The organism is Streptosporangium sp. NPDC020072 (genome assembly GCF_040631445.1).
GTDB lineage: Bacteria > Actinomycetota > Actinomycetes > Streptosporangiales > Streptosporangiaceae > Streptosporangium.
In genome coordinates this window covers 458,760-482,926 of record NZ_JBEYAB010000004.1, presented here as the reverse complement: position 1 = coordinate 482,926, position 24,167 = coordinate 458,760, and the positions used below count along the sequence as shown (strand labels likewise).

The 24,167-nt window shown below is 69.4% G+C and carries 25 protein-coding genes, 1 pseudogene and 3 CRISPR repeat arrays; of the genes and pseudogenes, 13 read left to right on the top strand and 13 right to left on the bottom strand.

What is annotated here, in order from left to right:
• Nucleotides 1-191 precede the first annotated feature (191 nt).
• A complete protein-coding gene (locus tag ABZ470_RS11885; RefSeq protein ID WP_362911312.1) occupies nucleotides 192-686 on the top strand; it encodes a hypothetical protein in 495 nt (164 codons plus the stop codon).
• Between the two features lie 60 nt (nucleotides 687-746).
• Nucleotides 747-1,250, top strand: a complete 504-nt coding sequence (locus tag ABZ470_RS11880) for a hypothetical protein (protein WP_362911311.1) — start codon at nucleotides 747-749, stop codon at nucleotides 1,248-1,250.
• Between the two features lie 5 nt (nucleotides 1,251-1,255).
• Here ABZ470_RS11880 and ABZ470_RS11875 read toward each other — a convergent pair whose 3' ends face one another.
• Nucleotides 1,256-1,801 (bottom strand): ATP-binding protein, encoded by a 546-nt coding sequence (locus ABZ470_RS11875; protein WP_362911310.1) that lies wholly within the window; start codon nucleotides 1,799-1,801, stop codon nucleotides 1,256-1,258.
• 259 nt (nucleotides 1,802-2,060) lie between these two features.
• On the opposite strand from ABZ470_RS11875, the gene ABZ470_RS11870 reads away from it, so the two are divergent.
• Nucleotides 2,061-4,952, top strand: a complete 2,892-nt coding sequence (locus tag ABZ470_RS11870; RefSeq protein ID WP_362911309.1) for an AAA family ATPase — start codon at nucleotides 2,061-2,063, stop codon at nucleotides 4,950-4,952.
• A 538-nt stretch (nucleotides 4,953-5,490) separates the two neighbouring features.
• On the opposite strand, the gene ABZ470_RS11865 is transcribed toward ABZ470_RS11870, so the two are convergent.
• Nucleotides 5,491-6,087, bottom strand: coding sequence for a TetR/AcrR family transcriptional regulator (locus tag ABZ470_RS11865; protein ID WP_362911308.1), 597 nt, complete (start codon nucleotides 6,085-6,087; stop codon nucleotides 5,491-5,493).
• 74 nt (nucleotides 6,088-6,161) lie between these two features.
• Between ABZ470_RS11865 and abc-f the strand changes: the two genes are divergently transcribed.
• Nucleotides 6,162-7,661, top strand: a complete 1,500-nt coding sequence (gene abc-f / locus ABZ470_RS11860; protein WP_362911406.1) for a ribosomal protection-like ABC-F family protein — start codon at nucleotides 6,162-6,164, stop codon at nucleotides 7,659-7,661.
• Nucleotides 7,655-8,500 carry a virginiamycin B lyase gene (locus ABZ470_RS11855; RefSeq protein WP_362911307.1) on the top strand — a complete coding sequence of 282 codons (846 nt, stop codon included), beginning with the start codon at nucleotides 7,655-7,657 and terminating at the stop codon, nucleotides 8,498-8,500. Before abc-f ends, ABZ470_RS11855 begins: the two co-directional genes overlap by 7 nt.
• On the opposite strand, the gene ABZ470_RS11850 is transcribed toward ABZ470_RS11855, so the two are convergent.
• From ABZ470_RS11850 to ABZ470_RS11840, 3 genes are all read right to left on the bottom strand, one after another.
• On the bottom strand, nucleotides 8,476-9,282 hold the full coding sequence (locus ABZ470_RS11850) for a class I SAM-dependent methyltransferase (RefSeq protein ID WP_362911306.1): 807 nt from the start codon (nucleotides 9,280-9,282) through the stop codon (nucleotides 8,476-8,478). The two genes, ABZ470_RS11855 and ABZ470_RS11850, sit on opposite strands and share 25 nt — an antisense overlap.
• 169 nt (nucleotides 9,283-9,451) lie before the next feature.
• Complete coding sequence (locus ABZ470_RS11845; RefSeq protein WP_362911305.1) at nucleotides 9,452-10,084, bottom strand: AAA family ATPase; 633 nt, start codon at nucleotides 10,082-10,084, stop codon at nucleotides 9,452-9,454.
• A gap of 236 nt (nucleotides 10,085-10,320) precedes the next feature.
• Nucleotides 10,321-10,692 (bottom strand): VOC family protein, encoded by a 372-nt coding sequence (locus ABZ470_RS11840; RefSeq protein WP_362911304.1) that lies wholly within the window; start codon nucleotides 10,690-10,692, stop codon nucleotides 10,321-10,323.
• A 330-nt stretch (nucleotides 10,693-11,022) separates the two neighbouring features.
• Between ABZ470_RS11840 and ABZ470_RS11835 the strand changes: the two genes are divergently transcribed.
• Together ABZ470_RS11835 and ABZ470_RS11830 are read left to right on the top strand one after the other, a co-directional pair.
• Nucleotides 11,023-12,306 (top strand): HAMP domain-containing sensor histidine kinase, encoded by a 1,284-nt coding sequence (locus tag ABZ470_RS11835; RefSeq protein WP_362911303.1) that lies wholly within the window; start codon nucleotides 11,023-11,025, stop codon nucleotides 12,304-12,306.
• Nucleotides 12,307-12,362: 56 nt separating this feature from the next.
• Entirely contained in the window at nucleotides 12,363-12,872 is a 510-nt protein-coding gene (locus tag ABZ470_RS11830) for a DinB family protein (protein WP_362911302.1), read from the top strand.
• An 81-nt stretch (nucleotides 12,873-12,953) separates the two neighbouring features.
• Here the strand turns inward: ABZ470_RS11830 and ABZ470_RS11825 are convergent, their stop codons facing one another.
• Nucleotides 12,954-14,567 carry a M4 family metallopeptidase gene (locus ABZ470_RS11825; protein ID WP_362911301.1) on the bottom strand — a complete coding sequence of 538 codons (1,614 nt, stop codon included), beginning with the start codon at nucleotides 14,565-14,567 and terminating at the stop codon, nucleotides 12,954-12,956.
• Between the two features lie 394 nt (nucleotides 14,568-14,961).
• Between ABZ470_RS11825 and ABZ470_RS11820 the strand changes: the two genes are divergently transcribed.
• The 3 genes from ABZ470_RS11820 (at nucleotide 14,962) to ABZ470_RS11810 (ending at nucleotide 17,833) form a co-directional block, all read left to right on the top strand.
• Nucleotides 14,962-15,246 (top strand): hypothetical protein, encoded by a 285-nt coding sequence (locus ABZ470_RS11820; RefSeq protein ID WP_362911300.1) that lies wholly within the window; start codon nucleotides 14,962-14,964, stop codon nucleotides 15,244-15,246.
• Nucleotides 15,247-15,446: 200 nt separating this feature from the next.
• Entirely contained in the window at nucleotides 15,447-16,265 is an 819-nt protein-coding gene (locus tag ABZ470_RS11815; RefSeq protein ID WP_362911299.1) for an aminoglycoside phosphotransferase family protein, read from the top strand.
• A 109-nt stretch (nucleotides 16,266-16,374) separates the two neighbouring features.
• Nucleotides 16,375-16,830: a CRISPR direct-repeat array (repeat unit 29 nt; unit sequence GGGACCATCCCCGCGTGCGCGGGGAGCAC).
• Nucleotides 16,831-17,137: 307 nt separating this feature from the next.
• A CRISPR array of direct repeats spans nucleotides 17,138-17,531; the repeat unit is 28 nt; unit sequence GTGCTCCCCGCGCACGCGGGGATGGTCC.
• Nucleotides 17,532-17,539: 8 nt separating this feature from the next.
• Nucleotides 17,540-17,833: a hypothetical protein gene (locus tag ABZ470_RS11810; protein WP_362911298.1), complete on the top strand. Its 294-nt coding sequence runs from the start codon at nucleotides 17,540-17,542 to the stop codon at nucleotides 17,831-17,833.
• A gap of 156 nt (nucleotides 17,834-17,989) precedes the next feature.
• On the opposite strand, the gene ABZ470_RS11805 is transcribed toward ABZ470_RS11810, so the two are convergent.
• The 5 genes from ABZ470_RS11805 to ABZ470_RS11785 form a co-directional block, all read right to left on the bottom strand.
• Complete coding sequence (locus tag ABZ470_RS11805) at nucleotides 17,990-18,835, bottom strand: hypothetical protein (protein WP_362911297.1); 846 nt, start codon at nucleotides 18,833-18,835, stop codon at nucleotides 17,990-17,992.
• Nucleotides 18,836-18,888: 53 nt separating this feature from the next.
• A complete protein-coding gene (locus ABZ470_RS11800) occupies nucleotides 18,889-19,119 on the bottom strand; it encodes a hypothetical protein (RefSeq protein WP_362911296.1) in 231 nt (76 codons plus the stop codon).
• A gap of 516 nt (nucleotides 19,120-19,635) precedes the next feature.
• Nucleotides 19,636-19,785: direct repeats of the CRISPR family, unit length 24 nt; unit sequence GTGCTCCCCGCGCACGCGGGGATG.
• A gap of 18 nt (nucleotides 19,786-19,803) precedes the next feature.
• Nucleotides 19,804-20,028, bottom strand: coding sequence for a BldC family transcriptional regulator (locus ABZ470_RS11795; protein ID WP_352015793.1), 225 nt, complete (start codon nucleotides 20,026-20,028; stop codon nucleotides 19,804-19,806).
• A 17-nt stretch (nucleotides 20,029-20,045) separates the two neighbouring features.
• On the bottom strand, nucleotides 20,046-20,279 hold the full coding sequence (locus tag ABZ470_RS11790) for a hypothetical protein (RefSeq protein WP_362911295.1): 234 nt from the start codon (nucleotides 20,277-20,279) through the stop codon (nucleotides 20,046-20,048).
• Nucleotides 20,280-20,826: 547 nt separating this feature from the next.
• On the bottom strand, nucleotides 20,827-21,177 hold the full coding sequence (locus tag ABZ470_RS11785; protein WP_362911294.1) for a hypothetical protein: 351 nt from the start codon (nucleotides 21,175-21,177) through the stop codon (nucleotides 20,827-20,829).
• A gap of 282 nt (nucleotides 21,178-21,459) precedes the next feature.
• Here ABZ470_RS11785 and ABZ470_RS11780 point away from each other — a divergent pair, with 282 nt between their 5' ends.
• Nucleotides 21,460-21,639: a hypothetical protein gene (locus ABZ470_RS11780; RefSeq protein ID WP_362911293.1), complete on the top strand. Its 180-nt coding sequence runs from the start codon at nucleotides 21,460-21,462 to the stop codon at nucleotides 21,637-21,639.
• Between the two features lie 139 nt (nucleotides 21,640-21,778).
• On the opposite strand, the gene ABZ470_RS11775 is transcribed toward ABZ470_RS11780, so the two are convergent.
• Nucleotides 21,779-22,015 (bottom strand): hypothetical protein, encoded by a 237-nt coding sequence (locus ABZ470_RS11775; RefSeq protein ID WP_362911292.1) that lies wholly within the window; start codon nucleotides 22,013-22,015, stop codon nucleotides 21,779-21,781.
• Between the two features lie 937 nt (nucleotides 22,016-22,952).
• Nucleotides 22,953-23,306 carry a hypothetical protein gene (locus tag ABZ470_RS11770; protein ID WP_352013942.1) on the bottom strand — a complete coding sequence of 118 codons (354 nt, stop codon included), beginning with the start codon at nucleotides 23,304-23,306 and terminating at the stop codon, nucleotides 22,953-22,955.
• A gap of 77 nt (nucleotides 23,307-23,383) precedes the next feature.
• On the opposite strand from ABZ470_RS11770, the pseudogene ABZ470_RS11765 reads away from it, so the two are divergent.
• A pseudogene (locus ABZ470_RS11765) lies at nucleotides 23,384-23,581 on the top strand (winged helix-turn-helix domain-containing protein); the annotation flags it as partial.
• Nucleotides 23,582-23,671: 90 nt separating this feature from the next.
• A complete protein-coding gene (locus tag ABZ470_RS11760; protein WP_362784656.1) occupies nucleotides 23,672-24,157 on the top strand; it encodes a UTRA domain-containing protein in 486 nt (161 codons plus the stop codon).
• Nucleotides 24,158-24,167: the final 10 nt, after the last annotated feature.

Genomic DNA, 24,167 nt, shown 5'->3' with positions numbered 1-24,167 from the left:
AACAAGTTCGGACGACGCACAGTGATGGAGCTGATATTTCAGGGCAATGTCAACGTGATATCGATCTCATGACATTAGGCTTTTCCCGCCCTATATCCGCAGCTCAGCGGGCCATTTCGGAACGTCCAACATTGTCGTTCAACACCGGTTACCCCCCGAAAGGGCATGTAACCGGACAGTAGGATTCGGGCGTGGGACACCATATCTGCGCTCTCGTCGTGGCCGGGCGGATCGACGCCGACCGAGCCCGTTCGGTGGGGCTGCGCGCCGAACTCGTGCGCGACGGCGTCAGCGTCCTCCCGATCGACCACTACTTCTCGGCCTACTGGGCCGCGACCCGGGACCGTGACACACGACTCGACCTGCCCGAGGGCCTCCCCGCCACCTTCCCCGGCGAGACGGTGCTGTGCGACCTCGTCCGCGAGGTGACCGGCGCCGAGGAGCCACGGTTCGCGATCATCCAGACCGAGTACTTCGCCGGCTTCGGCGACCAGTGGGCCGTCGCGTTCGCCGGTGAGCGACGGCTGACGACCGACCAGGCCTCGATCAACGACGCCCTCGCCCTGCTCGGCGTCCAGGCGTCACCCCCGATGGACGAGTTCGACACGATCGGCCTCGGCACCTACCGAAGCAACCCCGACCACCTGGACCGCTACGCCGACCTCTGCGACGAACTCGGCGTCTGACCGGGCGGCGTGCGTTTTCCGAGACGGGACCGGCCATGAAGTCGACGGAAAAGGAACGAGATGATTCCCACAGCACGTCGAGCAGCCGTTGTCGGCGTCGCCGTCGTACTGACGGCGACAGGTTGCGCCTCCGAGCCGGACAATCGTGTGACGCCCTCCGCGTTCACCCGGGACATGGCGGAATCGGTGTTCCGGGAAACCGTCGCCGGGGTCGAGAAAAGCGGGATGACGGACTTCTGCGCCCGGTTCGCGCGTAGCGACCAGACGTGCGACACCCTCCTGGAGGACGCTCTGCGGCGCTGCCTGTTACCCGGGAACAGGCCGGTCGTGAAGCGGGCCGTCCACCTTCCCGCGACTGACGGATACGGCGAGGCCTGGCAGTTGAAGGTGCACGGCCGGACACTCGACGGCCAGGACTACCGCTCGGACTTCCTCGTCATCCGGACCGGAGACGGCACGCCGAAGGCGGAACTGGGAATTTACTGGACGGGCCAGGGCCAGGGCAGGGATATGAACAATCCCCCGCAGGACACGCTTGTTCCGCAGAACGCATGCCCGAAATGAAATGGTCAGCCCGTCAGGGTGTTGCTTGGGGAGTGAGTGGTGCCGACCCTGAACCACACGGCGCCGCCCATGTCGCCGCAGTGCGAGCCCCAGTCGGCCGACAGCAGGTCCACCAGGAACAACCCCCGGCCGCCGAGGCCGTCCGCCGTCGCCTCCCGTACGGCGGGGCCACCCGTCGCCGACCCGGCGTCGAGCACCTCGACGTGGACCATGCCGTTGCCCACGCCGACACGCACCGTCACCAGCCCCTCCTCGTGACGTGCCGAGTCGGAGTGCACGACGGCGTTGGTGACCACCTCGCTCAGCAGCAGCAACACGTCGTCGAGGAGGTCGGCGCAGGACACGCCGTCAAGATCCTCAAGCAGCTCACGCACCCACGCACGGGCGTCGGGAACCGAGGAGGGCGTGGCCGCGAACGCGCGCAGGCCGACCGGGCGGACCGTACCCCACCGGGCGTCCCAGCTCGCGTCCCACCGCGCGGCCCAGCACCTGGCCCAGCAGGTCGCCCACCGCCCCGGGGTCCTCTCCCGGCACTCACCCTCAAGGAACACGCACGGACGAGATTGCCGATGCGCCGTCATGGACATTTCGCGTCCTCATCGTCTCCTCGTCATACCCCCCGTCCGAACGTCAGGGGATGCCCAACAGCCGTACCGAAGCACCATCTCCCTGGGGCCAACACAACGCAATCCGTAGGAACCTCCGTAGAGCTACGTAATCCACCGAAAAACTGGTGTTCACAACCACTATGAGTTCACTTACGCTTTCACTCCACGTGGTGCTGCACGGCGATGCGGACAGGGGCATGCGATGGCCACGGCTCCAAGGCACGAGGCGTACGGTCCGGCGCGAACGGCGTCACCCGTCCTCGTGGGACGTGAGACCGAGCTGGAGTCACTGACCGCGACGCTCTCCGAACAGCCCGCGGTGGCCATGATCGAGGGCGAGGCCGGAGTCGGCAAGAGCAGGCTGCTGAGAGAGCTGCTCGGCCGTCCCCCGCTGCGGAACCTGCGCATCATGCTCGGCCGCTGTCAGTCGCTGCGGGAGCCGTTCCTCTACGGCGCGGTCATCGAGGCGCTCGGCGGTCTCGCCCACCCGCCCGTCCCGCCCTCCCTGGCCCGCAACCGGCTCAACCCGGTCACCGGCGTGCTGCGCGCGCTGCTGCCCGAACTGTCGGCCTACCTGCCCGAGGCGCCGGAGCCGACCGGCGACCCGCGGTCGGAACGCCACCGGCTGTTCCGCGCCGTCAGGGAACTGCTCTCCGGCGTCGGGCCCGCGCTGCTCGTCGTCGAGGACCTCCAGTGGGCCGACGACGGCTCACGGCACCTGCTCCGCTTCCTGATGGCCGACCTGCCGCGCAACCTGTCGATCGTGGTCACCTACCGGCGCGAGGACGTGCCCGGCGGGGTGCCGCTGGGCAGCGCCTACCGTCCCCCGCCCGGCGCGGCGAGCATCCTGGTGAACCTGCGCCCCCTCGACCGCGCCCAGGTGCGCGTCCTGGCCGCCGCCCTCCTCGGCAGGACCATCTCCACCCGGTTCGCCGGAAAACTGTACGAACGCACGGCCGGCATCCCCTTCGTCGTCGAGGAGACCCTGCTCGCCCTGCGCGACTCGGCCGAGGGCGGCCGGGCGACCCGGCAACTGCTGGAGAACGTCGAGGTCCCGGTGCTGCTGCGGGAGGCCATGGCCGAACGCCTCACCGGCATGCCCCTGCCCGCCGTACGGCTCGCGCAGGCGGCGGCCGTACTGGAGACGCCCGTCGACGCCGGGCTGCTGAGCGAGGTCGCCGGGCTGACCGAACGGCGTTGCCACGAGGCTCTGGCCTCCGCGCTCGGCAACGGCGTGCTGTACGAGATCGACGAGCGCTCCTACGGCTACCGCCACTCGCTGGCCCGGCAGGCCGTCTACGACACGCTGCCCGGCTACGACAGGCAGCGGTTGCACGCCCGCGCGCTGCGGGCGCTCGAACACCGCGTCCCCAGGCCCGTGGTGCGGATGGCGGAACACAGCCACCACGCCGGGGACGCCGCGCTCGCGCTGCGCTACGGCGAGCGGGCCGCCGACCTGGCCGCGCAGGTCGGCGACGTCTCGGCGGCCACCGGCCTGCTCCAGCGCCTGCTGGGATACCCGGGGCTGCCCGCCCGCGACGTCGACCGGCTGGCGGTCAAGCTCGGCCAGGTCGCGCACACCGGCCTCGACCAGTACGACCCGGTGGCCACCCTGGAACGGCTGCTGAGCGACCCCCGGCTCTCGACCGCCGCCAGGGGCGAGGTGCGGCTCTTCCTCGGCATGCTCCTGGTGCGGCAGATCGGCGGTCTCGAAGCGGGCCGCGCCGTGATCGAGACGGCCCTCGACGAACTCGGCGAACGCCCCCACCTGCTCGCCAGAGGGGTCTCCGTCCTGGCGCAGCCCTTCTACGGCACGGCTCCGGTGGCACAGGTCCTGCTGTGGCGGGAACGGCTGCGCGAGCTGATCAGGGCCTCTGAGGGCGAGGTGCGCCTGTCCCTGCTGGCCAACCACCTGTCGTCGCTGATACAGACCGGCGACCCGAGCGTCCTGCGGGAGCTGGCGTTCCTGTCGCCCCCCGCCCCGCTGACCACCGGCGAACAGCGGCACCTCGCCCGCGTGCACTGCAACATGGCCGACGCCTGCACCTGCGTCGGCCACCACGACCAGGCCAGGACCCTGCTGGAGACGGGCCTGCGGCTGGCCATCGACTCCGGGGCGCCGTTCGTCGTCAGCACCGCCCGCGCCTCCCAGGCCAGGCTCTCCTGGTTCCTCGGCGAGTGGAACGGCCTGGCCGAACGCGCGACCGACCTGCTCGACGAGTACCACGACCTGTTCCCCGTCGCCAGTGAACTCTCCCTCGTCCTCGGCTCGCTGGCGATCGTCCGCGGCGACTGGGAGGAGGCGGAGGAACGCCTGGCCGTGACCGGTGTCGCCGCCCCGCACGACGCCATCACCCCGATCGCCATCGGCGGCTTCGCCGGCCTGGCCAGGCTCAGACTCGCCCAGGGGCAGAACGCGCTCGCCCTGGCCGAGATCGAACGCGGCCTGGCCGTCGCGCGCGCGAAGGGCGTCTGGTCCTGGACCGGGGAACTCGTCCCCGTCGCGGTCGCCGTACTCGTCGAGGTCGGCAGGACGGACGACGCCAGGCAGCTCACCCGGGAACTGGAACGCAACATCAAGGGCAAGGACACCCCGATGGCCGCCGCCGCGCTGGAGATGGCCGGGGCCTGGCTGGCCCGGGCCTCCGGCGACCCGGCCCTGGCCCTCGACGGTTACGAACGGGCCAGGGACCTCTACCGCGCGCTGCCCGCGCCGTACTACGCGGCGCTGGCCGCCGAACAGGCCGCGCTGTGCCGGATGGACCGGGGCGGCGCCGAGGCGGCGCGGGCGACCGAGGAGCTGTCCGCGCTGGCCGACGACTTCGCCGCGATGGGCGCGCCCCGCGACGCCGACCGGTGCAGGTACCGCCTGCGCAGTCATGGCACGGTCAAACCGTCCAAACGGGGCCGCCGGGGGTACGGCGACGTGCTGTCCCCCCGCGAACAGGACGTGGCCAGACTGCTGGCGAAGGGCCGGACCAACCGCGAGATCGCCCAGGCGCTGTTCCTGTCTCCCCGTACGGTCGAACAACACGTCGCCAGGACCCTCAAGAAACTCGGCAAACAATCCAGAACCGACCTACTCGACGACTGACCCTTCTTCACGGGGGTCGTGGGGCCGGAGGCCCGGGATCGTAGGCCGGGCGACCGTGGGGTCGGGTCGTGGACCGGAGACCGTGGGCCGGGAGCCACGGGGTCGTGGGGTCAGTGGGGTCCGTGGGTACGACGGGCAAAAACCACGTACCCCTACGGATGTCGTCCCGGATTGTTCGGCGTCCGCCGTCGGCACAGAGTTGTCCATGACGCCCTCCCACCTCGTGGAGTACGGAAAGGACTGCGGTGCCTCCCGGGACGGGCAACGGCGTCCCCCGTCTCAGCGGGGTCTCCTCGGTCGGTGGGAGGGCGGAAACGGCATCTTCCCCCACCCACCACACGAGGTTCGGGAGCCAGGGATCGGCAGTGCTGTTGGGAGCCGCCGGGTAAGGGCATCCCTGGATGCGAGTGGCCCCCGGGGCTCGGGAAACCCGGGGGCCTGGCGCACGTCTCTCCCAGAAAGCGCGGGAGACCCACGTCGATCCGTGCCCGGACCGGCCGTCGCCGACGGCGGGCCGTTCGCGGGCCGTGGTCAGGGTCTACGGCTGGAGTGCCGAGAAGACACCCGCGCGGGCGGCGGCGGCAGCGGCGTCGGCCGCTCGTACCGCGTCGTGTTCGGTGACCGGCTCGTGGGTGACGAACAGCCGGTAGTAGACCGGGGCGACGGCCGTCCTGATCACGTCGGCGCCGTCCGTGCCCGCGGGCACCTCGCCCCGTTCGACGGCCCGCCGTACCACCTCGGCCGCCTGCTCGTGGCGGGCCGTGAAGAAGTCGTGCAGGGATCGCGCGGCGTCGCCGTTCTGCACGGCGGCCGTCACGAACGCGGCGGAGACCGGGCCGGCGACGGGGTCGGCGAACCCGCTCTGCACCAGCCGGACGATCTCCCGCAGGTCCTCCTGGAAGGAGCCGGTGTCGGGCATCGGCCACGGCTCCTCACGCGCGAGCTCCAGCGCGTCCGCGATCAGCCCCTCCACGCTCCCCCAGCGGCGGTACACGGTCGTCTTGTGGACACCTGAGCGGATCGCCACGTTCTCCACCGTCAGTCCGCCGTAACCATGTTCGGCCAGTTCGGCGAGGGTCGCCTGCCGTACGGCGTCGCGCACACGAGCGCTGCGACCACCGGGACGCTGCTCCAAAGTCTACTCCAGTTGCATTAGGCGCCTTGACCCTGCTAGCCTAAAGCAACACGAGTTGCGATTGGAGTTCTTCACTGACCACACAGCTCTCCCTCAAAGGAGTCTCGAAGTCCTACGGCGAACGCCGGGTCCTCAACCAGGTCACCCTCAGCGTCCGCCCCGGCGAACGCGCGGGGATCGTGGGCGAGAACGGTTCCGGCAAATCCACGCTGCTCCGGATCATCGCCGGGACGGAGACGCCGGACGACGGCGAGGTGACGGTCTCGGCGGCGGGTGGCGTCGGCTATCTGAGCCAGACCCTCGGCCTGCCGGGTGACCACACCGTCCAGCAGGCGATCGACGCCGCCCTGGCCGAGCTGCGCGCACTCGAACGCGGCATCCAGGAGGCCGCCGAGGCACAGGACATGGACAGGTACGGCGAGCTGCTCACCGCGTTCGAGGCCAGAGACGGCTACGAGGCCGACGCCCGGGTGGACAAGGCGACGCACGGGCTGGGTCTGTCACGGATCGAGCGCTCACGCGTGCTGTCGAGCCTGTCCGGCGGCGAGCAGGCGCGGCTGGGGCTGGCGTGCGTGCTGGCGGCCTCGCCGGAGATCCTGCTGCTCGACGAGCCGACCAACCACCTCGACGAGGCGGCGGTGACCTGGCTGGAGGACCGGCTGCGCGAGCACAGGGGCACCGTGGTGACGGTCTCACACGACCGGACCTTCCTTGACCGGGTGGCGACGGCGATCCTCGAAGTCGAGGACGGCACGACGACCAGGTTCGGCGGCGGTTACAGCGGGTTCCTCGCCGAGAAGGCGGCGGCCAGGCTGCGCCGGGAACAGGCCCACGCCGACTGGCGGGAGGAGATCCGGCAGGTCAAGGAGTTCGCCACGACCACCGCGCACCGCGTCGCCGTCGGCCGGGCCATGAAGGACAACAACAAGATGGCCTACGACCGCAACGCCGGGCGCGTGCAGAGCTCGGTGGCCTCACGCGTACGGCAGGCCCAGGAGCGCCTGCGCCGCCTGGAGGAGAACCCGGTCCCACGCCCGCCCAGGCCACTGCGCTTCCACGGCACGTTCACGCCCGCCGGTAGGCGTACGGGCACGCTCGTGCGCCTCGACCGGTTGCGGATCGCGGCGGGCGACCGGCTGCTCATCCACGGGCCCAACGGCGCGGGCAAGTCGACGCTGCTCGCCGCGATCGCGGCCGAGGCGGGCGCACGGACCGGCTACCTCCCGCAGGAGGTGACGTTCGATCCGGACAGGACGGTCATCGAGACCTACGGCGGAGAGGAGGAGGCGCTGCTGGCGACCGGCCTGTTCCCTCCGGAGGCGCTCGAACTCAAGGTCGGCGCCCTGTCGGTGGGACAGCGACGACGGCTGGCGCTGGCCGTACTGCTGGCGGGCGAGCACGACCTGCTGCTGCTCGACGAACCCACCAACCACCTCTCGCTCACTCTGGTCGAGGAGCTCGAAGAGGCGCTCGACGGCTACGGCGGCGCACTCGTGGTGGTCACGCACGACCGGGCGCTGCGGCGCCGTTTCACCGGCACGGAGATCGAAGTCTCAGGGGGCGACATATGTTGATCAATGGTTCACCTTACGGCGTCGTCACCGGTTCCGACGGCGCGCTGTGGTTCACGCTCGTCCATCAGGGGCGGATCGGGCGGGTCGTGCCGGGCGAGGAACCCACGATCTTCCAGCTCGATCCCGCCGACGGTCAGCCCACGGTGATCACCGCGGGGCACGACGGGGCGCTGTGGTACACGGAGTTCGCCGGTGGCCGGATCGGGCGGATCACCCTGGACGGCACGGTCACCGCCTTCGACGTGCAGTCGCCGTACGGCATCGCCGCGGGCCCCGACGGGGCCATGTGGTTCACCCAGCTCCAGGGCGACCGGATCGGACGTATCACCACGTCGGGTGACATCACCCTCCACCGGCTGCCGACCGAGGGCGCGATGCCGTCGGCGATCACGGCGGGACCCGACGGCGCGCTCTGGTTCACCCTCAACCAGGGCGACGCGATCGGCCGCGTCACCGTCGACGGCGAGGTGACGCGGTACGCGCTGCCCACACCGGGCGCCGCCCCGGTGGGCATCTGCGCCGGACCGGACGAGGCGCTGTGGTTCGTGGAGATCGGCGCGGGTCAGGTGGGCAGGATCGACACCTCCGGCGCGATCAGCGAGTTCCCGCTGCCCGACCGCGCCGCCAGGCCGCACGCCATCGTGACCGGCCAGGACGGCGCCCTCTGGTTCACCGAGTGGGGCGCGGGCAAGCTGGGCCGCGTCACCGTCGAGGGCCGGATCGAGGAGTATCCCCTGGAGGGCGCCGAACCCCACGGGCTCACGGTCGGGCCCGACGGCGCGATCTGGGTCGCGATGGAGTCCGGAGCCCTGGTTCAGCCCAGCCTCACGGCCTCATAACACTGTGTGGTCCAGTCGACGGTCACCAGGTCGTCGAAATCCCGGTGAATCACCGTGGTTATTCTCCCGATCAGGGACTCGCCTCTCTCCGGCCCAAGTGTCTGGAAATAGGACGTCGAACGCAGGTAGGCGCCGAATTCCGCGGCCCTGAGCGTCTCCTGCCACGGAAAAAGGACGCTGCCGAGATATTCGAACCCGGGATGCGCGTCCAGTTCGTCGCCCGGCCAGGTCTCCGGATCCTGGATCACCTCGGCCTCGGCCCCGGTGATCGGCTCGGCGGGCCGCTCAAGGTCGGACAGCCCGAAGTCGTCGTAGATCGCGCGGATCGCGGCGACGACCTCCTCCTGCCTGAGCGGGCCGCAGTTCCAGACCAGCCCCAGGAACCCGCCGGGCCGCAGCAGGGCGGCGGCCCGGTCCATCCGGGTCTCCGGGTCGGTCCAGTGCCAGGCCTGCGCGCTGACCAGCCCGTCGTACGGCCCGGCCGCCACGAACGACTCGAAGGTCGCCACCTCGACCCCGACCTGTCCCCCGGCGCGGCTCGGCAGGATGGCCGCCATCCGGGGATCGGGCTCCACGGCCGTCACCGTGAGCCCCTGGTCGACGAGCCCCACCGTGGCCTTCCCCGTGCCCGCCCCGACTTCGAGCACCTTCGGCCCGGGGAGCCTTCCCGCGATGTACTCGAAAAGCTCGTCCGGATAATCCGGCCGAGCGTCGTCGTAAACCTGGGCGACACCCCCGAACGACAGAGCGTGCCGTTCCGTGTACGCCTTTTCGTCCTCCATGGAAATCACTCTATTTCCCGAAGGCGATTTCCGGTTTCCCGTGAGGGATTTTCCACCTGCCACATCGGCGCACCGATAAGGCCACGAATTCATCTCGTCCGCGAAAGGCCCGGTCGAAACGACCGCGCCTGGGAGACGGTCTGCTCGCGTACCCAGGCGAGGCGAACGCTCAGTCGAAACGAATGTGCCTGAGGCCCGTCGCCGCCCGGCGGACACGTCCCCGTAGTCGGCCGTCGGTGTTCGGGGCGAGCTTCAGGCCGGTCGAGGCGGCGATCCGGTCGGCGACCTGGGCGACGGTGATGTGGTCGGTCCAGATGTGCTCGGCGAACTCCTCACCGCGCAACCGCTCCAGGCACCGGTCGAGCTTGGCCACGGCGAAACTCTCCCTCCTCAGGGCGACCTTGCGCCCCGCGAAGAACCGCACGACCTGGCCGAAGCCGCGCTCACGCAACCGCCGCAACACGGTCGCCCGGTCGGCCAGCAACGCGAAGTGCCGTACGTCATGGCCGTTATCCCGCAACCGGCCGACGATCTCCCTGAAGTACTCCGGCTCCACGACCGTCATCGGCACGATCACCGGCCCGTCGTGCTTGCCGAGGACCAGCTCAAGCATCTCGTGAACCCCGCGCCGCCAGGCGGGCAGATCCTGGAAGTCACCCCGCAACTCCGGCGGCAGCATCCGGTGCAAACCGAACCCGACATGCTCCGGATCACAGATCACACTGCCCGGCAACCGCCGCCGAAGCTCATGCGCCGTCTGTGTCTTCCCGCCCCCAAAAGGCCCATTAACCCAAACCAACATCCCCCGACCCTACGACCCCATCCCCACATGCGGAGCGCACAGTACGCATTGGCCACCCACCAGCCCTACGGGGGCCATTCCCCGCGTGCGCGGGGAGCACTGGTGGCTTCGGCGGACAAGTACTCTGCGATTGGGACCATCCCCGCGCGGGGATGGTCCCAGGTCGTTCATCCAGTTCGTCATCGCCGGGTCGTGCTCCCCGCGCACGCGGGGATGGTTCATCAGCAGTCCCTCCCTCACCCCCTGAGCAAACAGAACGGATGGCCCGCCGGGTCTGCGAAGATCCTCCAGCCTCGGGGGTCCGTGTGGAGCAGGGTGGCGCCGAGGCTGAGGACCTCGTCCTGGGCCCGGTCGAGGTCGGGGACGTCGATGTCCAGGTGGAACTGTTGCGGGTGCGCGCTGTCAGGCCATCGGGGCGGCCGGTGGTCCTCCACCCGCTGGAACGCGAGCACAAGACCGGAGCCGGTGTGCAGGGTCGAGAAGTCGTCGTCGACCGCCCACCGGGGGTCAGGCCGGTTGACCACGCCGCCCAGCAGCGACCGGTAGAACCGCGCGAGTTCCAGAACGTCCGGACAGTCCAGAACCACGCACTGCAGCCTGCCGATCACCGAAAATCCTTCCACCAGCGGCGATTCCCGGCTTCAAGAACTGACAGCCCGAAACGTCATCCATCCCATCATGAGCTGAGATATCAGCCATTCAACGGCGAAACCCCGGCGCATCATGTGGCATGTCGATGAAGCGACCATAGTGGCCATGGGGCCGTTGCGGTCCTCGGTCACGATGAACAACGGACCGAGGCCGACGACCGGCACCGTCCCGTTGACCGCCAGGCCGCGCAGACCGGCGGCGATTCGTACGAGGGCATTTGACCTGGTGTTTGTGGTGGTCCTGGCACAGTCGGACACATGGCGCGCGCTCACTCCATCAGAGCCCGGATGACGATCACGACGGTGGTCGCGTTCGGCCTGGTCATCCTCGGTGGAGCGGCGACGATCTCGGTCACCTACCCGGCGCGGGTGCGGGCCCAGCTCACCGACCAGGCCGCCGCCGCCAGCCGCCACCTCACCACCATGATCGACGACCGGCGGTTCCCCGGGCCGATTCCACCGCAGGGCGACGTCCGGCTCCTGCAGATCGTGGACGACCAGGGCCGCGTCCTGGTCTCCTCCCGCAGGCTGGAGGGCCGTCCGCCACTGACTCGGGCCAGGCCGACCGGAGGCGACTCGCGGGTCGACGACCGGGTGTGCGCGGGGTCACGTTGCATGGTGATCGTGGGCACCAGCAACCGCTCCACCGTGTACGGCCCGGTCGTGGCCTACGCCGCCATGGAAGAACCGTTCATGGTGAACTCGCCCCTCCTGCCCGCCCTCCTGTTCGGCTCGTCCGCGCTGCTCCTGGCCCTGATGGGGTGGGGCGCCTGGTACGGCGTCGGCCGCGTCCTGGCACCCGTCGAACGGATCAGGCAAGCCCTGGAACGGTTCAGCGCCGAGGACCTCAGCGGACGTGTCGAGGTTCCGCCCACCGGGGACGAGGTGGCCGAGCTGGCCGCCACGGCCAACGAGACGCTGAACCGGCTGGAGAACGCCGTCGAACGGCAGCGCCGCTTCGTCTCCGACGCCTCCCACGAGCTGCGCACCCCGATCAGCGGTCTGATGGTGCGCCTGGAGGCGGGAATGGAGGAGCGTACCGAGGCCGACTGGCGGGCGGCCCTGGACGACGTGCAGCGGTTGGCCGACATCGTGCAGGACCTGCTGCTCATGGCCCGGCTCGACGCGGGGGCGCCCGTCTCGCAGGAACGCTTCGACCTGGGACGGCTGGTCGAGGACGAGAGCGGGCGACGGCCCTGCCGGCTCTCACTGACGCTGGACGTCGAGCCCGGCGTGTACGTGCAGGGCAACCGGCTGCGGCTGGCCCGCCTGTTCACCAACCTGCTGTCCAACGCCGACCGGTACGGCGACTCGATGGTGCGGGTGGTCGTACGGGGCCACGGCGATGAGGCCGTACTGGAGGTCGTGGACGACGGTCCGGGGATTCCACCGGAGATGCGGGAGCGGGTGTTCGAACGGTTCACCCGGCTTGACCGCACCCGCTCGCGCGACGCCGGAGGGACCGGGCTCGGGCTGCCCATCGCCCGGGACATCGCCCGCGACCACGGCGGCGACCTCAGCGTCGGAGACGGCCCGCAGACACGGCTGGTCCTGCGGCTCCCCCGGGCCTGACGATCGACGTCCGCTTCGGCCGTACGGCGGGCCTGTCCGGCGGTTAGGTTCCGGGCATGAGCCTTTACGAGCGACGGCCTCCCCTCGTCGCGGATGAGCGGACCCAGCTGGTCGGGTGGCTGGACCTGCAGCGGGTGCTGGTGCGCCACAAGCTGGAGGGGTTGCGGGCCGAGGACGAGCACCGTGCCGTGCTGCCGGAGTCTCCGCTGATGACACCGGCCGGGCTGGTCTCGCACATGCGGTGGACCGAGCACTGCTGGTTCAACGTGATCTTCCTCGGTGAGCCCGAGGAGACGAACCCGCAGTTCCGGAAGGATCTGCCGTTCAACGCCGACATGATGGCCGACGGCGTACCGCTGGCCCGGCTGCTGGACGAGTTCGAGGCGCAGTACGCGCGTTCGAACGAGATCACCGCGGCCCACTCGTTGGACGACGTCGGCAGGCAGCCGGACTACGCCCCGACCCTGCGGTGGATCCTGATCCACATGGTCGAGGAGACCGCCCGCCACGTCGGCCACCTGGACGCGATGCGCGAACTCCTCGACGGACAGAAGGGGTACTACTGACGGCGCCAGGGCGGCTCCAGGAGTGTCCCCGAACGTGTGCCGACTCCCGTCCGGGGTCCTCCCGTGGCCGTCACCTGTGCACTACGGGCAGGTCGGTTCGAAGAGCTGGGCGTGCACGCCGACGGCGTCCCACGCGGCCTTGGTCGCGCTGAACTCGTAGGAGCAGTTGAAGTGCGTCTTGGCCGTCCTGAGCGTGGCGATGCGCGACGCGCGGTGGGTCCACGGCTGGGTCTTGCCCTGCAGCCCTCCCATGAAGATCAATCCCGCCTTCTGGATGCCGATGCCGACCACCTCCACCGGCCCGCCCGAGCAGATCGGGGAGCTGGGCTTGCCGCCTCCGGGGTTGCTGCCCTCGGCCAGCAGGTAGAACCAGTGGTTCTGCGGCCCCGCAGCCTTGTGGGGATCGATGTTCGAAGGCAACGGGTAACAGTTCGGGTCGCCCGCGAGGGAGGGGTTGTACATGTAGCGGATCGGCCCGGTGCCCACCAGGTTGACCTCCTCACCGACCAGGTAGTCCGGCGGGTCGAGGGTGGCGGGCTCGTTGGCGTACGCCTCGGTCAGCGCGCCGAAGATGTCGCCCGCGGACTCGTTCAGGCCGTCGGTCTCGGTGCCGCTGCCCGCTCCGCCCGGCGTTCCTTGGAAGATGGCATGCCCGTACTCGTGGCCCACCGTGTCCAGCGAGGTCACCTGGCGCAGGTTGTCACTGGAGTGGCCGAAGCTGGTGTAACTGCCGTTCCAGAACGCGTTGACATCGTTGAGGCCGACCCGGCCGGGGAAGCCGTGGCCCAATCCGTCGTGACCGTTACGACCCAGCCAGTTCTTGAGCATGTTCCACTGGGTCTGCGCGGCGAACATGACGTCCACGCAGGCCGTCACGAGGTCGGTCCCGGTGCCGTTGCCCCACGAGTCGGAGGCTCGGGCGTACACCTGCCCGCTCTGGTTGCCGCACTTGAGGCCCGGCCGAGTCAGGTCGGACATGGTGTACGACCCGAACGATCCGGACGTGGAGATGGTGACGGGGTTGCCGTTGTAGTAGCTGTTGCCCGTACCTTCCCTGACCTCGTCCACCTTGTCGATCACCGCGCCGGTGCGGGCGTCCACGAAGACGTGCAGCACGCTCGGGCCTCTCGTGGTCGCGCCGGACACGTCGACCGCCCAGGCCAGCCGGGGTGTCGCCGTGGTGGCGTGGACCACCAACGCGGGCGCGCCCGCGCTCTCCACGGTGGCGAGCTGGGATCGGGCGATCGCGGCGGCCCGCTCGCCGGTGACCTTCGCCACGGTGCCGACGGTGATGTCGGCCGTCTGCCCGGTGGTCACCTGCTGGACCACGCCGCCCGACCGGTCGGTGCCCACAACGACCTCGCCGCCGTACACCGGCAGCCCCTTGTAGGTGCGTGAATACCGCAGATACTGCACGCCGAACGCGCCCGTGACGTTCTCGGCCAGGGTCAGCGTCTCGCCGCTTCCCTTGTGAAGCCGCTTGGCCTGGGCCGCGATGGCCACGTCGGCCGCGGACTCGGCCCGCAGGCGGGACTGGGGGTCGGAGGGGGCGAACACCGGCGTGCCGACGGAGGCGGCCTTGCCGTACGGCACGGCACCCGGTGCGGCGGCGAGCGCGCCGCTGGACGTCGAGGCCGCGGTCATGGCCGCCGCCGCCAGCATGGCGATCGCACCTGTCCTGTGAATGCGGTTCACTCTCGATGACTCCTCTCACAGTTCCCTCGGGGGGTGAAGGGATTGCAGAGAGCCCGGATGAAATGGGCCTGAACCTGCCCTCAAGCTGGTCCCGAATTCAAATCTGGAATACCCCACAAATTTCCATGCAATGGCGCTATGGAAACGTTTACGGATGGCTTGGAAGGCTCGTTTACAATCACGTCCCAAGAGTTACGGCAGACCGAAAAATCGCCAACCGGATGACCTTCACCGAACCGGCGGCATGGGTGAACGGACGGGACGGGCCTGGCTGACCAGGGGTCGACAGGTGGCGGCGCCCAACCAGGGCCACGGCGCCTTCACCGGTGACCTTCCCCCTCACGGGCCGTCATGGAATGATCCGCTGCGACCGGGACCGAACGAAGGGAAATGCATGAACGCCAAGGTGCTCGCTTCCATCGGCCTCCTGTTGGTGGGTTCAGGCGTCCTCGCCGGAATGATGCCCGTCACCGCGGAAGGAGGAGAATGCGGTTCGGTGTTCTTCGAGACCGATTTCACGTCCGAGGATGAATCGTTTCGGAATATCGGTCCTCAGAGCGGCTGCACGGACACGAGGAGCCTTGTCCGGATCCCGATCACCGTCCTCATCGTCGCCGGCGGAGCGACATTAATCGCAGCCTCCCTCTCCACGCGAAAGACCGACCCGGAAGGCGAGTGATCGAAACCCCGTCACACGCGTACACGGCCGACCGTTCCGATCTCACCACCGGGGCAGACGTCATACCGATCATGTGAGGACACGGAATGCCCGCCGTACCCGACCCGCCCGAGAAGAACGTTTCCCGTCTGCCGAACGGCGCCCTTCGATAACCTCGTCCCGTCCCATCCCGGACAACGGAGAAGGCGTACGGCGAACGCATGGCCGACCGGTTCAGCACCCACGACCTCGAACTCGGCGACAACGTCGTGACCAAGCGATACGCGTCGTGGGACCGGGGAGAGCCGCACCGGGAGTGGACGACACTGACACTCCTGGCCGAACACGCCCCCGGCCTCGCCCCCACCCCCATGAGGGTCGCGCTCGACGCCGACCCACCGACGATCACGATGAGCAGGCTCCCCGGCCGTGTCCTGCGCGGAACACACGCCACCGACGAGCAGATCGGCGCGCTGGCCTTCGCCCTGAACCGGCTCCACCGGATTCCCGCCACGGTGGCGCGGACGCTCCCGCCCGCCCCCTGGGGTCCCGCCGTGGCCGTGAACAAGGCCCGTACCTGGGCCGACAGGCGTCCCGACCTCGGCGACGACCCTCTTGTACGGCACGCCTACCGCGCGGGAGTCGCCTGGCTGTCCTCGACCGCCCCGGACGAACTCACCGTGAACCCGTTCCCGCCCGTCATCGGCCTGGCGGACGGCAACCACGCCAACTACCTCTGGGACGACCACGAGCGCCGGATCCGGCTGGTCGATTGGGAGGACTCCGGCCACAACGACCGCGCCTTCGAACTCGGCGAGGTCACCGAACACATCTCCCGCCTCGACGGCACCCTGGACGCGGAAAAGCTTCTGGCCCACATCACCCTCACCCCGGAAGAGGCCAACCGCGTCCACGGCTTCCGCCGCCTCATCGCCCTGCTGTGGTTCCTCCAGTTGGGCCCCACCGGCCCGGCCACCCCCCACAACCCACCGGACACCCTGAGGCGCCAGGCGAAAAGGCTCGTACACCTCCTCACCTGACGCCCTCACGCCGGGACCGTCACCCACTCGCAGGTACGGCAGGCACACCCGCCCCGACCGGCCGCCGACAAGCCCCGGCAGAAATCACACCGCACAACGCCCAACGAACGCGACCCTTCCCGCATGCACGGGGAGCACTGCGACCTTCGTGACGGGAGGTGGGAGGCCTGGGGACCATCCCCGCGTGCGCGAGGAGCACCACGATGGATGGATGGAGATGGAGACTCGAACGGGACCATCCCCGCGTGCGCGGGGAGCACCGTGTCCTCGCCCTGGTCGTCCCCCTCACCGTGGGACCATCCCCGCGTGCGCGGGGAGCACCGGTCGGCGGCGGGCCTCGTCCCGGCCTTCGAGGGACCATCCCCGCATGCGCGGGGAGCACATCTCCCGCACCGACTCGGATAACAAGCGGCAGGGACCATCCCCGCGTGCGCGGGGAGCACGGGTGCTGAGCGGCGTACTCGTCGTGGGCGGTGGGACCATCCCCGCGTGCGCGGGGAGCACTACTTCTGCTTCAGTTTCGGCTTGTCGGGCTTGGGACCATCCCCGCGTGCGCGGGGAGCACCCTCGCTGACCTGCGGGTTTATCAGCGCAGAGGGCCGAAATTCATCACTTCCATCGACTTGGACATACCGGACACACCATCAAGTTCACCGAGACAACGCCAACCACAGGCTAACGTGCGACACAACACAAAACCCCCTGATCCACAAGCACGCCCCAAGACGGGAAACCCACCCACCAGAAAGCCACGCCGCCGCCCTTGCCTTCAGAGCCCTCCACACCCTTCAAGCAAGATGCCCGAAATGTCCGACTCAACGAAAGTAATGATTTTCAGCCCTCACCGCCGACAAACCCGCAGGTCGGCGAGGGTGCTCCCCGCGCACGCGGGGATGGTCCTATCTGGCCGTGCGGGCAGACCAGCAGGGTATAGTGCTCCCCGCGCACGCGGGGATGGTCCCGTCGGCGGGGCGGGCTTGGCCAGTTCCGTGCCGTGCTCCCCGCGCACGCGGGGATGGTCCCCACTCGTCCAGCTGCTTCTGGGTCACCTGGCCGTGCTCCCCGCGCACGCGGGGATGGTCCCTCGGTCAGCGCGGTCCCGGGCCCTGCCAGCTCGTGCTCCCCGCGCACGCGGGGATGGTCCCAGAGACCGCCCCGCCCCACCCCGGCCGAGGTCGTGCTCCCCGCGCACGCGGGGATGGTCCTCCGACCGCTGACGGCTTGAACCTCGTCCCCGTGTGCTCCCCGCGTACGCGGGGATGACCCTTTTTTCGTTGGCGACGATCGAAGGACAGGTCCGCTCGCTGGGTGTTGGTGGCACGGTCATTTGGACGTGTCACCAGCCCCGGGTCGTCACCTCAGCGGGCGGGTATGGCATCGCCCGGGTCGCCCAGCCATACCTCCTGGTGGCCGTCTACCGTGACCGTCAGCCCGAACTCCTCATGCCCCGGCCTCCCCCGCTCGACCCACCACCGGTACGCGGCCTCGACCTCGTTCCGCTTGTACGGCACACCTACTGTGAGACGGTTGCCTGGCTGTCCCCGATCACCCGGACGAACTCACCGTGAACCCGTTCCCACCTGTCATCGGCCTGGCGGACGGCAACCACGCCAACTACCTCTGGGGCGACCACGAGCGCCGGATCCGGCTGGTACCAGCGCGGACCCCAACCATGATCTCAAAATGTCATCGGAGTACCAGGGGCCCACGACAGAACCGGTTCGCTAGAGGCGTCCGTACGCGCGCAGGGTCTTGAGCTTGCCCACGGTGAGGTAGCCGCCCCATTCGTGCTGGACGAGGGGGGTCCACATCTCCCAGTTGGGCGCCCAGCCTCCGTCATCGGCCTGGTCGCGCACTGCCACGTCCAGGTGGCGTTCCAGCACGGCGGTGTCGAACAGAGGCAGCCGCAGCGGCTCGGGGGCGAAGTCGAGCGGGTAGTGGACGTGGCCCGGCTGGTCGGGTTCGAGGGAGACGGCCGCCAGGAAGGCGGGCTTGAGGCGGGTGAACTCGGCCAGGGCCCGCTCCCTGTCGGGTACGTGCTCCAGGAAGGTGAGCACGGCGCGGGCCTCGTACTGCTGCATCTTGTCGAGGCCGGCGATCCGTGACCAGCAGAAGTCGGTGGCGGGCCCGAGCCACGGGTGGGTGACTCCGTGCTTGTGGAGCAGGCCTGCGAGGGGTGCGGTGGGGTTGAGGTTGGCGGGCGGGTCGGCGTCGGTCTGCCACCAGGGGGCGCGCGGCGCGTCGGTGGGCAGCATGAAGGGCACGCCGCCCTCGGGCGTGCTGATGCCGGTCAGGTAGTCACAGGCGGCGGCCGTCATCGGGTCGGCGAACGCGTCGAGCTCGTCCAGTAGCCAGAACGCGATCTCGACGGGCTGCGGCTGGCTGCCGGAGCCGCGCAGGTCGGGCTCCAGAGCGTGGCCGAAGCCGCCGTCGGCGTTCTGGTAGCCGCGCAGCGCGTCAAGCACGCGGGCCCGGGGGCCGCCGCCGAACAGCGCCTCGAACCTGAGCCTGTCGAGGAGCCTCGCGTGGAGCAGCAGGTAGCCGCTCGCCCGGTGCAGAAGGTCGTTCATGCGAGCGACGATACGTCGTCGGCCATGGGCTTCTCTTGTACGAATCGGTCACGTCACGGCGCGCCCAGAAGGGCGGCGGCCTCGGCGCCTTGCCCGCTGACGTGCCGGTTGGCGGCGATCACCAGCACGTATCCCAGCCGGTGCGCTTCCAGGAAGGCACGCGGGTGGGAAGCTTGGCCGTAGACCTCGTCCCCGGTCACCCAGGAGACGTCGAGGCCGACGCCCAGAGCCGCACCGATCACCCATGCGGCCAGGGTGGACTTGGAGGCGAACGAACGCGGCACTTCCCCGCATACACGGGGAGTACACCCTGGCCGACCAAAGCACCATCCCAGAGCACGGACCATCCCCGCGTGCGCGGGGAGCACCCGTTGATCCACTCAATGTAGAAAGTGCCGGAGGGACCATCCCCGCGTGCGCGGGGAGCACTGCCGGATGCCGGTGAAGCCCGATGCGCTGGTGGGACCATCCCCGCGTGCGCGGGGAGCACCCTCGCCGACCTGCGGGTTTACCGGCGACCAGGGCGGAAATTCATCACTTCCATCGGCTTGGACATACCGGACACACCATCAAGTTCACCGAGACAACGCCGACCACAAGCTAACGTGCGACACGACACAAAACCCCATGATCCACAAGCACGTCCCGAGACGGGAAACCCACCACGCACCAGAAAACCCTGCCACCGCCCTTGCCCTCAGAGCTCTCCACACTCTTCAAACAAGATGTCCAAAATGTCCGACTCAACGAAAGTAATGATTTCCAGCCCTCACCACCGACAAACCCGCAGGTCGCCGAGGGTGCTCCCCGCGCACGCGGGGATGGTCCTACCCACAGGCACAGGTGGACGATGAAGGTGATGTGCTCCCCGCGCACGCGGGGATGGTCCCGCGGAGCGGAACGCGCTCGGGAAGATGACCGAGTGCTCCCCGCGCACGCGGGGATGATCCGTCACCACCCGATGGTGATCAAGACGTGGTGTTGAGGAGGGCGTTGATGTCGGTTTCACGGTAGCGGCGTTGGTTGCTGGGGGTTCTCACTGAGGGGATGCGGCCGGTGAGGGCCCAGCGGTTGACGGTTTTGGGGTCGACGCCGAAGATGCGGGCGACCTCGCCGGGGGTGAGCAGTCGTTCGGTGGTGCCGGTTCCGGTGGTGAAGGTGCCGTCGGGGGCGACGGCCTTGAGTGGGGACATGGGGGCTCCGTAGGGGGTCAGTGGCGGGTGCGGTGGAGGATTTCGTCGTGGTGGGTCAGGGCTTCGGCGAGGCGGTGGAGGGTGGTTCGGCCGAGGATGTCGCGGGCTCCGGCCGCGCGCTGGTCAGGCCGTAGCGGTTTGTAGCGGATGGCCCACCATCGGGGCAGACCGGGCAGGTGGAGGTGTTCGTAGCGCCAGGCGGGGTGGGCGCTGATGAGCAGGTCGATCATTCGTCGCTCGTAGTCGGTCATGGTCGTCCTGGTTCGGAGGGCGGACAAGAAACCCGGACCGCAAGGCCAGGGCCTTTCACTCGGGCGGGGATTCCCGATCGCTCGGGCCGCAAGGCCGGGGTTTCACCCAGGCCGGGAGAACCTTCGCAGGGACCGCGAGACCGGGGCTTTCCCCTGGGCGGGGCCCTCGACCGCTGGGGCCGTGAGGTCCGGGATTTCCAGCCGTTCGGGCCTGGACGGCAGGTCCTCGCGGAGACAAGGAGGGCGGGTGCCCGGCCCCGAGCCGGGGAGCACGACGGCCGGGCACCCTGGAGGAGGACCGGCCCCACACGTTCAGGGCCGGTGCGCCAGACGACTCCCCTTCCCCACCACGCGCCCAGCGTGCATGGGAGCCGCCTTGCGGAGGTGTGCGGCCCAGGTCCCTCCCACCTGAGCCGCACGTCTGAGGAGGTACGGCGGGTCATGAGCCTTCCCGCTCGCCGTACCGGCTTTCCGGAGTTGTGTGCGGTCCAGGTCCCTCATCCCTGAACCGCACGTTCACGGGGTACGGCGAGCCGCCGTACCGGCTTCACGAGCGCAGCAACCTGCGCAATCCGGCGGAGCAGTCCCCGGCCCGCACGGCCCGGACCAGCCGGGACGTCCGCGCTGCCTGTTTGGCCCGAGCGCTCCGGAGGGCGCGGGCGACGGCGACACCCCGGATGCTCGGCGGCACGGCCGAAGGCACCTGGGCGGCCAGCTTGCGATCCAACTCCTCGACCGACTCGGCCCGCACCAGCAGCACCTCCCCGAGCCCCGGCCTGACCGGCGGAAAGCGACGGTAGGCGCTCCACAGCCCGGACCGCGAGCTGTGGAAAACCAGCCACTCCGGATGGGCCTGCTGTACGGCATCGCAACTCCGAAGCACGACACCCGACATCACGCCGCCCTCCCACCCGGCAAACGCCCTCCGGCGGACACCACTCCTTCACCCGACGAAGGCCGTGGCGCCATTGCCTCACCCGACGGAGGCCGTGCCCCAGCGGGCACCGTTCCCTCACCCGGCGAACGCCGTTCCCCGGCGGACACCACTCCTTCACCCGATGAAGGCCATGGCCCCATTCCCTCACCCGGCGAAGGCCGTCCACCAGCGGATACCGTTTCCCCGCCCGGTGAACCCCGCTCTTTGGTGATCACCTCGGTTCGCGTCCCGCCGAGTTCCTCGGTGACCGCCACTCCGGCCCGCCTGCGGGAAGCCCTCCTGCGAACCGGCGCCGGAGAAGGCTGCGGCGAGAGCCGCATCGCCCGGATCATCTCGGCCTCCCGCATCCGCTCCTCCAACCCCTCGGCCGTGGGGTCCTCCACGATCACCGGCCGGGGGCCGTCCCAGACGGCCACCGCGTAGAAACAGCGTCGTCCCAGGCTGTAGAGAACCGTCCAGTCCGCCCAGGCCTGGTCGATCCGCTCGGCCTCGGCCCGCGCGGGCCCGTCCCACACCCGCCGATACACCGGCGCGTACGGCAGGCCGTCGCGGTGGCGTCCCGTCATGAGATGACCCCCTCGACCAGAGCGGCGCGGGCGGTCTCCTCCTGCTCGGCGACGATGGCCTGGATCTCGTCGAAGGTGTCGGCGTCCACGGCCGACTCGGCCCCGGCCCGTACGGCGGCGCGGGGGAAGAGGTGGGTGCGGAAGGCCCAGAACCGGCCCGCGTCACTGATGATCAACCGCCAGCCCGGGATCACCGGGCGGCCGGGGGTGCTGTGCATGATCTGGACCTCCACGATCCGACCAGAGGCATGCCTGGCACGGGTGTTCGCCAGACGGGCCTGCCCTGCGGGACGACGAAGAAGGTGTGTGCCAGCCGGACGAACGCCGGGCCGACAGACCGCCTGAGCCTGGGGAACACGACATCGGCCGCCGCATCGAGGCGGCCTTCCGCTCACGGGCCGTACACCACCGGGCTGACGCACCCTCGTCCAGGTGATCCCCAACCGAGGAGCGCCAGGGAAGGGACGCCGGATTCGCCGAGGCGGCCACGGCCGTACCGGCACAACGGGCGCGACCTCCGGAGCGGCGACCGGCCTGTCCACAGGCACCTGCCCAGAAGCGCCGCCCTCCTCCACAGAGCCGTCCGGAACCACCGCAGACACCCCCGGCCCGGAATCCGCAGGGCCTTCCCGTACGGCGGTCGCGGCCACTCCCGGCTCAGGAGCAGGACGACGCCGACCAGGCACCAGCCCACAATCCGGCTCGGTCTCATCCACAGGACCGTCCGGTACTGCCGTCGCGGCCGGGGCCAGCGCGGGCACCTCAGGATCGGGATCAGACTCGGGACGCCGCTGGGCGGGCACCAACGGAACCACCTCGGCGGGAGCGACCTCCACCGGAGGCCGAGGCGCGGGAAGAAGCTGCGGGCCGTACTCGCGGCGGGCCTGGAGACGGGCGTCCATCAACTCCCCGGACGGCTGCGCGTACTCGTGCCCGTCCTGCTGCGAACAGCCATGGGCGTAGGGGGAATGGCCACAGCGGGCACACCCCATGGGCAGAGGTACGGCACCGGCGAAGCAGCCGCAACCGTCCCGGATCGACGTGCCCGAGCTGGAGTCCCGGGCATTACTCTTGCTCACGTCAGGAGTCACCTTCCTGATCAAGGACCTGTCCCGACGTCGCAACCGTCGGGCAGGTCCGTTTTCGATGTGGCGAGTTCGTCTTGACTGGTCAGGGCGTGTTGGGTTCTCTGCCGATCTCGGCCCATGCCAGGTGGCCAGTCCTGTTCTTGCTTGTGCCGAATGCGCGTGCGAGTCGGGATACGACTGCGACACCTTCGCTTTCGACCTGGTCGTTCTCTCCGGGATCCCGCACTTCAAGGCGCAGCCCGGTCTCCCAAAGCGTCATCTGCACGGTCACGGTCGCCGTGGGCTGATTCCGCCGAACCGCATCCTCGGTAAGAGCTGCGGCCACCTGTTGAACCGCATCAGCGAGGTCGAGATGAGCGGCTAGAGCAAGGTTGCGCGCCCAAGCTTGGATGGTTTCCACCATCTCTGGCCGGGCGGGAATCGTGGCTTCATACACCGACCCTCCTAGGTATCCTGCTTGCCTTCGGGGTACCCAGCTTGCTGAGCAAGATAGCCTGCTGTCAAGCTGGAATCGTGGATCAGTCAGGAGCCCTGTACCTCGCTATCGCGGACCAGCTCCGCCAGCAGATCGTCAATGGCGAACTGGCCCCCGGAGCCGCCCTTCCCTCACAGACGGAAATCGCCCGACAGTTCGGGGTTTCCGATGGTGTCGCGCGGAAGGTCATCCGGACGTTGGTCGTCGAGGGGCACGCAGTCGCACGTCCAGGAGCGGGGACGTTCGTTCGGGAACGCCCCACTCCCCGAAGACTTGTCCGCTCCTGGCATCGCTCTCTGCGCGGCGGCAGTCCCTTCGCCGCCGAGATGAGAGCCCAAGGAGTGAACGGCGGCTGGCAGTACAGCAGTCGCACCGAGACCGCGCCGCCCGCCGTACGGCAAAGACTGCTGCTCGCCGAGAGCGACAACGGGCCGGACGCGATCAGAACCGACTACGTGTTCACCGCCGACGACGAACCGGTGATGCTCTCCACAAGCTGGGAACCCTTCGCCCTGACCAAGGGAACACCCATCGTCCTGCCCGAGGACGGCCCCTACGCCGGACGCGGCGTCGTCGAACGCATGATGGCGATCGGCATACGCATCACCCACTCCGCCGAGGCCGTATCCGCCCGGATGGTGCTGACCACCGAAGCGACCCGTCTGCAGATGGCGCCGGGCTCGATCGTCCTCACCATCGAGCGCACCTACTGGGCCGACGAACAACCCGTCGAAACCGCCGACATCGTGATCCCCGTGGACCGGTACCAGGTGATCTACGGCACAGCGATCGACGAAATACCGCAGACCTGAGACACCTCCA

Bases quoted from the DNA above. Each gene is read 5' to 3' on its own strand.
- ABZ470_RS11880 (WP_362911311.1), top strand. From the start codon at position 747: ATGATTCCCACAGCACGTCGAGCAGCCGTTGTCGGCGTCGCCGTCGTA.
- ABZ470_RS11870 (WP_362911309.1), top strand. From the start codon at position 2,061: ATGGCCACGGCTCCAAGGCACGAGGCGTACGGTCCGGCGCGAACGGCG.
- ABZ470_RS11855 (WP_362911307.1), top strand. From the start codon at position 7,655: ATGTTGATCAATGGTTCACCTTACGGCGTCGTCACCGGTTCCGACGGC.
- ABZ470_RS11850 (WP_362911306.1), bottom strand. From the start codon at position 9,282: ATGGAGGACGAAAAGGCGTACACGGAACGGCACGCTCTGTCGTTCGGG.
- ABZ470_RS11845 (WP_362911305.1), bottom strand. From the start codon at position 10,084: ATGTTGGTTTGGGTTAATGGGCCTTTTGGGGGCGGGAAGACACAGACG.
- ABZ470_RS11835 (WP_362911303.1), top strand. From the start codon at position 11,023: ATGACGATCACGACGGTGGTCGCGTTCGGCCTGGTCATCCTCGGTGGA.
- ABZ470_RS11830 (WP_362911302.1), top strand. From the start codon at position 12,363: ATGAGCCTTTACGAGCGACGGCCTCCCCTCGTCGCGGATGAGCGGACC.
- ABZ470_RS11820 (WP_362911300.1), top strand. From the start codon at position 14,962: ATGAACGCCAAGGTGCTCGCTTCCATCGGCCTCCTGTTGGTGGGTTCA.
- ABZ470_RS11815 (WP_362911299.1), top strand. From the start codon at position 15,447: ATGGCCGACCGGTTCAGCACCCACGACCTCGAACTCGGCGACAACGTC.
- ABZ470_RS11805 (WP_362911297.1), bottom strand. From the start codon at position 18,835: ATGAACGACCTTCTGCACCGGGCGAGCGGCTACCTGCTGCTCCACGCG.
- ABZ470_RS11795 (WP_352015793.1), bottom strand. From the start codon at position 20,028: ATGTCCCCACTCAAGGCCGTCGCCCCCGACGGCACCTTCACCACCGGA.
- ABZ470_RS11790 (WP_362911295.1), bottom strand. From the start codon at position 20,279: ATGACCGACTACGAGCGACGAATGATCGACCTGCTCATCAGCGCCCAC.
- ABZ470_RS11760 (WP_362784656.1), top strand. From the start codon at position 23,672: ATGAGAGCCCAAGGAGTGAACGGCGGCTGGCAGTACAGCAGTCGCACC.